This window comes from Micromonospora sp. NPDC049580, from assembly GCF_040675595.1.
Lineage (GTDB): Bacteria > Actinomycetota > Actinomycetes > Mycobacteriales > Micromonosporaceae > Micromonospora.
The window spans coordinates 1-9,232 of sequence record NZ_JBFAPG010000238.1 but is presented as its reverse complement, the minus strand read 5'-3'; the positions used below and the strand labels follow the sequence as shown (position 1 = coordinate 9,232).

Annotated in this window: 6 protein-coding genes; 5 read left to right on the top strand and 1 reads right to left on the bottom strand. The window is 72.3% G+C overall.

The annotated features are described in order from the left end of the window. Positions 1–445 precede the first annotated feature (445 nt). Positions 446–634, bottom strand: a complete 189-nt coding sequence (locus tag AB0J68_RS19235; RefSeq protein ID WP_354863390.1) for a hypothetical protein — start codon at positions 632–634, stop codon at positions 446–448. A gap of 19 nt (positions 635–653) precedes the next feature. Between AB0J68_RS19235 and AB0J68_RS19230 the strand changes: the two genes are divergently transcribed. The 5 genes from AB0J68_RS19230 to pulA all read left to right on the top strand — a co-directional run bounded on the left by AB0J68_RS19230 (position 654) and on the right by pulA (position 9,204). Further along, positions 654–1,577 (top strand): hypothetical protein, encoded by a 924-nt coding sequence (locus AB0J68_RS19230; RefSeq protein WP_363939710.1) that lies wholly within the window; start codon positions 654–656, stop codon positions 1,575–1,577. A 36-nt stretch (positions 1,578–1,613) separates the two neighbouring features. After that, positions 1,614–2,003: a hypothetical protein gene (locus AB0J68_RS19225; RefSeq protein WP_355067127.1), complete on the top strand. Its 390-nt coding sequence runs from the start codon at positions 1,614–1,616 to the stop codon at positions 2,001–2,003. A gap of 180 nt (positions 2,004–2,183) precedes the next feature. After that, a complete protein-coding gene (locus AB0J68_RS19220) occupies positions 2,184–2,792 on the top strand; it encodes a hypothetical protein (protein WP_355067128.1) in 609 nt (202 codons plus the stop codon). Positions 2,793–2,899: 107 nt separating this feature from the next. Continuing rightward, positions 2,900–3,592 carry a cellulose binding domain-containing protein gene (locus AB0J68_RS19215; RefSeq protein ID WP_363939708.1) on the top strand — a complete coding sequence of 231 codons (693 nt, stop codon included), beginning with the start codon at positions 2,900–2,902 and terminating at the stop codon, positions 3,590–3,592. A gap of 110 nt (positions 3,593–3,702) precedes the next feature. After that, positions 3,703–9,204 (top strand): pullulanase-type alpha-1,6-glucosidase, encoded by a 5,502-nt coding sequence (gene pulA, locus AB0J68_RS19210; protein ID WP_363939707.1) that lies wholly within the window; start codon positions 3,703–3,705, stop codon positions 9,202–9,204. Positions 9,205–9,232: the final 28 nt, after the last annotated feature.

Here is a 9,232-nt window from a genome sequence, read left to right as displayed (position 1 = left end):
CGCCACCGAAGCCCGAGGCTCGCGGCGGCATGCCAGGTATAACGACCCCGCCGGGTCCCCGATTCCGCCACCAGCGTGGCACCGACCACGGGACGGCGATGCCGAATCCACCCCAAACCATCCATCGGAAACGGACACCCGCCACCAGCCGGTGGTGATCAACTCGACTTCGGCGAAGTCGGGGTATCCGGGCGCGCGGGACACCCCGACATCACCGAACCCGAGTGGATCACCTCCAGGCGGCCCCACCGCCACCGGATGATCGTGCTCGATCCTGGAAACAGGGCCCTCACCACGCGGGCGAGGCCACTACATCCAGGATCGAGCACGATCATGAAGGCCGGCGGGATTGTCCGCCGATCACCTGGGCCGGCCGGACAAGTCGGGTGGGACCGGCGTGGGAACGCGCGGGGTAGACCGGGGAGGTTCGACCGGGCCCTGGTCGTCAGGCGGGGTCTGCGGGTTTGGCTGCCTCACTGGCCTGGGCGTGACGTTCCAGCAGCCGCTGCCGGATCTCCTCCGGCGTGTACGCGCGCCGGCGCCGTTCGGCCCGCGCTATGACCACACCGGACGCCGCGACCCCGGCGAGGCCGGCGAGCCCGAGGACCTTCCACCACCGCATTCGTTGCCGCATCGGCCTAGGCTAGACCCTCATGAGCATCAGCCTGGATGAGGCCGTCGAGTTGACCCGCACCGGTGACGTGTGGGTGTTCCGCGGTCGTAGCGTGCCGGACCGGGCGATCCAGATCACCACGAACAGCCCGGTCAACCACGTCGGGATGGCGGTGGTGCTGGACGACATGCCGCCGTTGATGTGGCACGCGGAGCTGGGCCGGTCGTTGCCGGACCTGTGGTCGGGCACGCACCAGCGTGGTGTGCAGCTGCACGACCTGCGGGACGCGGTCTGCGTGTGGGCCAACCGGTACGGCCAGCGGGCCTGGCTGCGGCAGCTCGACCCGCCGGCGGACGGGGAGATGGAGCGGGCGGTGCTGCGGACCGTCGCGCGGTTGGACGGCACGCCGTTCCCGTCGACCGCCCAGTTGGCGTGGCGGTGGGTGCGCGGTCGGGTGCCGTCGCTGCCGGGCCCCGGCCGGGCCGCACTCCGAGCCGTGTCGCGGGCCGCTCAGGCGACCTGGGCCGACCCGGCCGCTCCGGCCGCGTCGGAAACCCCGATCACCGGGGCCAATCCGGCCGGGGCGGGGCCCCGGGCCAGCCGGGCCACCCCGGGCAATGCGGCCAACCCCGGGACAACGGCCGCTCCGGGCGCTGCGGCCAACCCGGGCGCTGCGGCCAACCCGGGCGCTGCGGCCAACCCGGGCGCTGCGGCCAACCCGGGGACACCGGCCAACCCGGGGACGACGGCAGCTCCGGCCAGCGCGGCTGCGCGGGAGAGGGCGTTGGAGACGGCGTACTGCGCCGAGGTGGTGGCGGTGACCTACGAGGCGATGGCCCTGCTGCCCGCCGGTAAGCGTCCAAACTGGTACGACCCGGGGCGGTTCTGGAGTGGTGACGATCTGGGGTTGACCGGTGGCGCCCGGTTGGGTGCGGAGATCGAGGTGCGGGTGCCGCCCCGCTGAGGTTTGGCCCGCCCGGTGAGCGGCAATTGCTGTCGCGTGAACGCCTCCACCGATCTCGACGCGCTGACCGGCTTCTTCGACCGGTACGGCGCCGCGATGACCTCCGGCGACCTGCCGTCGCTCGCCGGTTGTTACGCCCTGCCCGGGTTGGTGGTGGCCGACACGTACAGCTTCTCGTTCACCTCGCTCGCGGCGGTCGCGCTGTCCTTCGTGGGCGCCGCGCCCGACTACCAGGATCGACAGTTGATCGCCGCGCACGCTCGGATCGAGGACGTGCAGCCGGTGTCGGCGCTGCTGACCATGGTGTCGGTGGAGTGGGAGTTCCTGGACAGCCGGGGGTACGCGGTGCCGGGGGAGCGGTACCGCTATCTGCTGCGTACGTCGGGTGAGGGTCCGGTCATCTGCACCGTTATCCGGACGGCCTGACCGCCGGGCGCCCGTCCACGCGGGCGAGCCGTTTTCCGCTTCGGGTGGGCCGGTCGGTCCGATCTGTACCCGCGAGGTTTTCGGTCTGGCCGCCGCTGGCTACGCTGTCGCGTCGGTGGGACGAGGGGAGACTTGATGGCGTCAGGGCCGGACGGTGCGGGGGGTCCGCGGACGGCGCGCGTGCTGCTGTCGGTGCCGTGGATCGTGGTGCTGCTCGGCATCGGCGCGCTGGCGGTGCTGTTGGTGATCGCGCTGTTGTCGTTCCGTACGCGGGAGCGGGAGAGCGCGCCGCAGGCCGCGCCGCCGGTGTTCCTGCCGACCGTGCCGGCTACGGCGTCGTCGGGGGCGACGCCGGGTGGGCTGGAGCGGCGCACGGCGTCGCCGCGGCCGTCGCGCAGCAGTCGGACGCCGTCGCCGCGCGCCACCACGGGTTCGCCGTCGCCGGCCCGGACGAGCGCGGCGGCGAAGGGGGCGGTGACCGCCCGGTACCAGGGCGGTACGGACGGCGGGGACGCGACGGAGGCCGTGCTGTCGGTGACTAACGAGTCGGCCCGGTCGGCGGACTGGCGGGTGGAGTTGGCGTTCGAGGACGCCATGCGGGGCCTGCGGGTCAGCGGTGCTGCGGGGATCTCCGTGTCGGCGCAGGGTGGCGGTGCGTTCGTGGTGAGCGGCGGGGCGGCGCTGGATCCGGGTGACACGCAGACGTTGCGGTTGCGGCTGGCCTGGGACGGGTCGGCGCAGCGGCCGGTGCGGTGCACGGTCAACGGCGTCGACTGTCGCTTCGGCTGAACTGGTGCCGGTGCCGGTGCCGGTGCCGGTGCAGGGCAAGGGCGACGGCGCTTCCGGGCCGGGCCGTCGATCGCTACGCTGCCCGGACGGCCCGCTGAGGGAGGCACATGTCCGGCATGCGTCGCGCGCCGCGACCGTCGCACGGTCCGGCTGCCATCGCGTCGTCGCCGTGGATCGTGGTGTGCGCCGGCCTCGTCGTGATGGTGGTTCTGCTCTTCGTGGCTCTGGGTGCGTACCGGGGGCGTAGTCCGGCTGTCGACGACGGGCCGCCGCCGGCGGGGTTGCCGTTGCCGCAGGCGCCGGTCACGCCGTCCGACCTGTCGTCGACGCCGCTGCCGGAGAGGGCGCCGGTGCTGCCGGGGCTGTCGCCGCGGGCGAGCGGGCCGCCCCCGAGCACGCCGGCCATGTCGCGGCCACCAGCGGTCGGCCCGACGGTGGCACCGACCTCGCTGCGACCGTCGACCGGGGCGTCGCCGCAGCAGCCGCCGGCGGTGAGTGGACGCTACCGGGTGGTGCAGAGCTTCGACGGGGGTTTCATCGGCGAGGTGCTGATCGTCAACGCGTCGGGTGCGGACCATGGCTGGACGGTGCGGTTCGAGTTCGCCGGTGGTCGGCTGGTGACCACCTGGGTGGAGGGCGTGCCCCAGGGGACGGTGCGGCAGTTCGACGGCGGTTTTACGTACGTCAGCGGGGTGGACGTGCCGGCCGGCGGGTCGGTGGCGTTGCGGTTCCACCTGGAACGGGCGTCGACGACGCCGCGAGGCTGCACAGTCGACGGAGTGCGCTGCGGCGGGTTCTGAGCTGTGCTTCCGCAAGGACACTGCTCGGTTACGACTTTGTTTGCAAGGTATTGCAGATTGTTTCGGCAAGGGTTAGCGTGCGGCCAATCACGACCAGAGGAAGGCCGTCGATGAAACCCCCGCCGATTCCGCGCACCGCCCTGCTCGCGCTCGTCTGCCTGCTCACCTTCACCCTCGTCGGTACGCCGGACTCCGCGCGGCCCCTGGGCGCCGACGCCGACCCCCGACCGTCCGGCACCGACCCCCTCGCCGCGGCCGGCGCCGTCCAGTGGCGCGACGAGCCCACCGCCGAGGCGTTGCTGGCCGCCGGCGCCGACACCGCGCGTGCCGAGCAGTTCTACTTCGTTCTGCCGGACCGGTTCGCCAACGGCGACCGGCGCAACGACTCCGGTGGCCTGACCGGCGACCGGCTGCGCACCGGGCTCGACCCGACCGACAAGGGCTTCTACCACGGCGGTGACCTCAAGGGCGTCATCGACAAGTTGGCCTACATCCAGGGTCTGGGCACCACCGCCATCTGGCTCGCACCGATCTTCAAGAACCGTCCGGTGCAGGGCAAGGGCGACGACATCTCGGCCGGCTACCACGGATACTGGATCACCGACTTCACCCAGGTCGACCCGCACTTCGGCACGAACGCGCAGCTCAAGGAGTTGGTCTCGCTCGCGCACCGGCGGGGGATCAAGGTCTACCTCGACGTCGTGGTCAACCACACCGCCGACGTCATCAAGTACGCCGAGGACTCCTACGCCTACGTGGACAAGGCCACCTCGCCGTACGTCGACGCGCAGGGGCGGGCCTTCGAGGACCGCAACTACGCCGACGGCAGCCGTGACTTCCCCACGGTCGACAGGAACTCCGGCCCGTACACGCCGGTCTTTCCCGAGCCCGGCGACGCCACCGTGAAGGTGCCGGCCTGGCTCAACGACGCGACCATGTACCACAACCGGGGTGACTCCACCTTCTCCGGTGAGAACAGCGAGTACGGCGACTTCAGTGGCCTCGACGACCTGTGGACCGAGCGTCCCGAGGTGGTGCGGGGCATGACGAAGGCGTACGGCGACTGGATCGGCGCGACCGGCGTCGACGGGTTCCGGCTGGACACGGTCAAGCACGTCAACATGGACTTCTGGCCGCAGTTCACCCGGGGCGTCGAGCGGGCCGCCGAGAAGGCCGGCAAGAAGGACTTCTTCCTGTTCGGCGAGGTCTACAGCGCCAACCCGGAGATCACGTCGACGTACGTGCGGCGCGGTGGTCTGCCGGCCACCATCGACTTCGCGTTCCAGGAGGCCGCGCGGGGCTACACGGCGGGCGCCGGCTCGGCGAAGGCCCTCGCCGACGTGTACGCCCGCGACGACCTCTACGCCGCCCGGGACACCGACGCGGGTCGGCTGACCACGTTCCTCGGCAACCACGACATGGGCCGGATCGGGTCGTTCATCGCCGGCGGCGGCACCGCCCCGGCCAGCCACCTGCGGCGGGACCAGCTCGCCCACCAGCTGATGTTCCTCACCCGCGGTCAGCCGGTGGTCTACTCCGGTGACGAGCAGGGCTTCACCGGCCCCGGTGGGGACAAGGACGCCCGGCAGGACATGTTCGCCTCGAAGGTGCCCGACTATCTCGACGACGACCTGCTCGGCACCGACCGCACCCACGCCAGCGACCAGTTCGACACCGACCACCCGCTGTACCGGACGATCGCCGAGCTGGGCCGGCTGCGCCAGGCGCACCCCGCGCTGCGCGACGGCATCCAGGTCACCCGGTACGCCGCCGACGGCCCCGGCGTGTTCGCCGCCTCCCGGATCGCCCCCGCCGACCGGACCGAGTACGTGGTGGCGGTGAACAACGCCGAGACCGCGCAGACTGTCACCGTGGACACCTGGTCGGCCGGCGCCACCTTCACCGGCATCTACGGCGGATCGGGCGGCCAACAGGCCGGCGCCGACGGCAGGCTGACGCTGACCGTGCCGCCGCTGTCGGCGGCCGTGTACCGCGCGGGCACCGCCATCGCCCGGCCGACCGGCAAGCCGACCATCAGCATCACCACCCCCGCGCCGGGCGCCTCGGTGGCGACCCGCGCGGCGGTCACCGCGAAGGTGACCGGCGACCCGCTGGCCACCGTCACCGTGGCGGCCCGGGTGGCCGGCGGCAGGTGGACGTTGCTGGGCAGCGCCGACCACGCGCCGTACACCGTGCACCACGACCTGGACGGGCTGGCCGGCGGCACCCGGATCGAGTACCGCGCCGTCGTCCGCGACGGCCGTGGCCGCACCGCGACGGCACGGTCCGTCGCCGTCGTCGGCACGCCCGAGCAGGGTGGGTCCCGGGAGTGGGCGGTGGTGCACTACAAGCGTCCGGCCGGGGGGTACGACGACTGGGGGCTGTACGCCTGGGGCGACATCGACCCGGCGTACGTCACCGAGTGGCCGAAGGGGCAGCCGTTCGCCGGGGAGGACTCCTACGGCCGGTTCGCCTGGGTGAAGCTCAAGCCGGGCGCGAAGTCCGTGGGCTTCGTGGTGGTCGACAAGAATGGCACCAAGGACGTCGCCCAGGATCGCAGCATCGACGTGACGGCCACCGGTGAGGTCTGGCTCAAGCAGGGTGACCCGGCGGTCTATCCGAGCAGGCAGGCGGCCACGGGTCAACCGGACCCGGCGGTGGAGGAGGGCACCGCGGTGATCCACTACCGGCGGGCCGACGGCAAGTACGACGGGTGGGGCCTGCACCTGTGGGACGGTGCGGCCAACCCGACCGAGTGGGCGACCCCGCTCGCGCCGACGTCGATCGACGCGTTCGGCGCGGTGTTCCGGGTGCCGCTGGCGGCCGGGGCCACCGGGCTGAACTACATCATTCACAAGGGCGACACCAAGGATCTGCCCGACGACCAGCGGCTCGACTTCGCCAGCGCCGGCCGGGAGGTGTGGTTGCTCGCCGCCACCCCGGGGCGGCTGCTGCCGTCGACCGCGACCAGCGCAGGCGGGGACACCGACATCGGCAAGCAGAAGGCGCACTGGATCGACCGGTCCACAGTGGCCTGGCAGACCCCACCGACCGACGGTCGGGTGTACGCCCTGGTGGCCGCCCCCACCGGCGGGGTGAGCGTCGTCGACGGCGAGCTGTCCGGGACGTACACCAGTCTGCCGTTGCGGGCGCAGCGCAACGGGCTCACCGAGGCCCAGCGCGCGGCGTTCCCGCACCTGTGGTCCTACCGGGCCTTCACTCTCGACCGGGGTGACCTGGCGAAGGTGCCGGCGGCGCTGCGCGGGCAGCTGCTGGTCACCGAGCGCGACGCGGCGGGCGCCCTGCTCGCCGCGACCGGCGTGCAGATTCCCGGCGTGCTCGACGACGTGTACTCCCGGGCCAGCCAGGTCACGCTCGGTCCGACCTTCGCCGGCCGTACGCCGAGCCTCGCGCTCTGGGCGCCGACCGCCCGGACGGTGGCGCTGCAACTGTTCGACTCACCCGCCGCGGCGCCGAAGACGGTGCCGATGCGCCGCGACGACCGCACCGGCGTCTGGTCGGTGCGCGGCAGCCACGCCTGGACGGGGAAGTACTACCGCTACCAGGTGCAGGCGTGGCAGCCGGCCGCGCAGCGGATGGTCACCGCGTCGGTGACCGACCCGTACTCGGTGGCTCTCGCCGCGGACTCCACGCACAGCCAGCTGGTCGACCTGAACGATCCGGCGCTGGCCCCGGCGGGGTGGCGGACGCTGCGCAAGCCGGCCGCGGTGCCGGCGTCGAAGGCGCAGATCTCCGAGCTGTCGGTGCGCGACTTCTCCATCGCCGACGAGACCGTGCCGGCGCAGCGGCGGGGCACCTTCCTGGCGTTCACCGACCCGAAAACCGCCGGGATGACCCACCTGCGGGCGTTGGGCGACGCCGGTGTGACGCACCTGCACCTGTTGCCGGCGTTCGACTTCGCCACGATCCCCGAGAAGCGGGCCGACCAGCGCCAGCCGGCCTGTGACCTGGCGGCCCTTCCGCCGGACTCCGAGCAGCAGCAGAAGTGCGTGGCGGCGGTGGCCGAGACCGACGGCTACAACTGGGGCTACGACCCGCTGCACTACACAGTGCCGGAGGGCGGATACGCCGTCGACCCGGTCGGCGCGGCGCGGACCACCGAGTTCCGGCGGATGGTCGCCGGGGTGAACGAGGCCGGCCTGCGGGTGGTCATGGACGTGGTCTACAACCACACCTCGGCGGCCGGCGTCGACGAGAAGTCGGTGCTCGACCAGGTGGTGCCCGGCTACTACCACCGGTTGCTCGACGACGGGACGGTGGCCAACTCCACCTGCTGCGCCAACACCGCCCCCGAACACGCGATGATGGGCAAGCTGGTCGTCGACTCGCTGGTCACCTGGGCCAAGCAGTACAAGGTGGACGGCTTCCGGTTCGACCTCATGGGCCACCACCCGAAGGCGAACATCCTGGCCGTGCGTGCCGCGCTGGACCGGCTGACCGTCGCCCGCGACGGGGTGGACGGCAAGGCGATCATGCTCTACGGAGAGGGCTGGAACTTCGGCGAGGTCGCCAATGACGCCCGGTTCGTGCAGGCCACCCAGGCCAACATGGCCGGCACCGGCATCGGCACGTTCAACGACCGGCTGCGCGACGCGGTACGCGGCGGCGGACCGTTCGACGCCAACCCCCGCGCGCAGGGTTTCGCCTCCGGGCTCTACAGCGACCCCAACGGCGACCCGGTGAACGGGTCGGCGGCGGCGCAGAAGGCCCGCCTGCTGCACGCCCACGACCTGATCAAGGTGGGTCTCACGGGCAACCTGCGGGACTACCGGTTCACCGACACCTCCGGGCGGACGGTCACCGGGGCGCAGGTGGATTACAACGGCGCCCCGGCCGGCTACACCGCCGCGCCCGGGGAGGCGGTCACCTACGTCGACGCGCACGACAACGAGATCCTGTACGACGCGCTGGCGTACAAGCTGCCGCAGGCCACCACCGCGGCGGACCGTTCCCGGATGCAGGTGCTGGCGCTGAGCACGGTGGTGCTGGGGCAGGGCACCGGGTTCGTCAACGCCGGCACCGAACGGCTGCGGTCGAAGTCGTTGGACCGCAACTCGTTCAACTCCGGTGACTGGTTCAACCAGATCCGCTGGGGTTGCGAGCGGGGCAACGGGTTCGGCGCCGGCCTGCCGCCGGCGCAGGACAACCAGGACAAGTGGTCGTACGCGAAGCCGCTGCTGGCCGATCCGAAGTTGGTGCCGGACTGCGCCGCGATCAACCTGGCCGACGCCCGGTACGCGGAGCTGCTGCGGATCCGGGAGTCCTCGCCGGTGTTCGGGCTGGCCACCGCCGGCCAGGTGCAGCAGCGGGTCGCCTTCCCGCTCTCCGGCGAGAAGGAGACGCCGGGCGTGCTCACCATGACCCTGGACGCCCGGGGGCTGGACGGGAAGTGGAAGTCGGTGACCGTCGTCTTCAACGCCACCCCTGGGGCCGCGAAGCAGACGGTGACCGGCCTGCGCGGGGCGAACGTGGCGCTGCACCCGGTGCTGCGGGAGTCCGCCGATTCGGTGCTGCGGACCGCCTCGTTCGACCAGGCGAGCGGCACGTTCACCGTGCCGGCGCGCAGCGTGGCGGTCTTCGTCCAGGACTGATCCCACGACGATCCGGCCCCCTACCACC

Coding starts and splice junctions, on each gene's coding strand:
- AB0J68_RS19235 (WP_354863390.1), bottom strand. CDS start 634: ATGCGGCAACGAATGCGGTGGTGGAAGGTCCTCGGGCTCGCCGGCCTC.
- AB0J68_RS19230 (WP_363939710.1), top strand. CDS start 654: ATGAGCATCAGCCTGGATGAGGCCGTCGAGTTGACCCGCACCGGTGAC.
- AB0J68_RS19215 (WP_363939708.1), top strand. CDS start 2,900: ATGTCCGGCATGCGTCGCGCGCCGCGACCGTCGCACGGTCCGGCTGCC.
- pulA (WP_363939707.1), top strand. CDS start 3,703: ATGAAACCCCCGCCGATTCCGCGCACCGCCCTGCTCGCGCTCGTCTGC.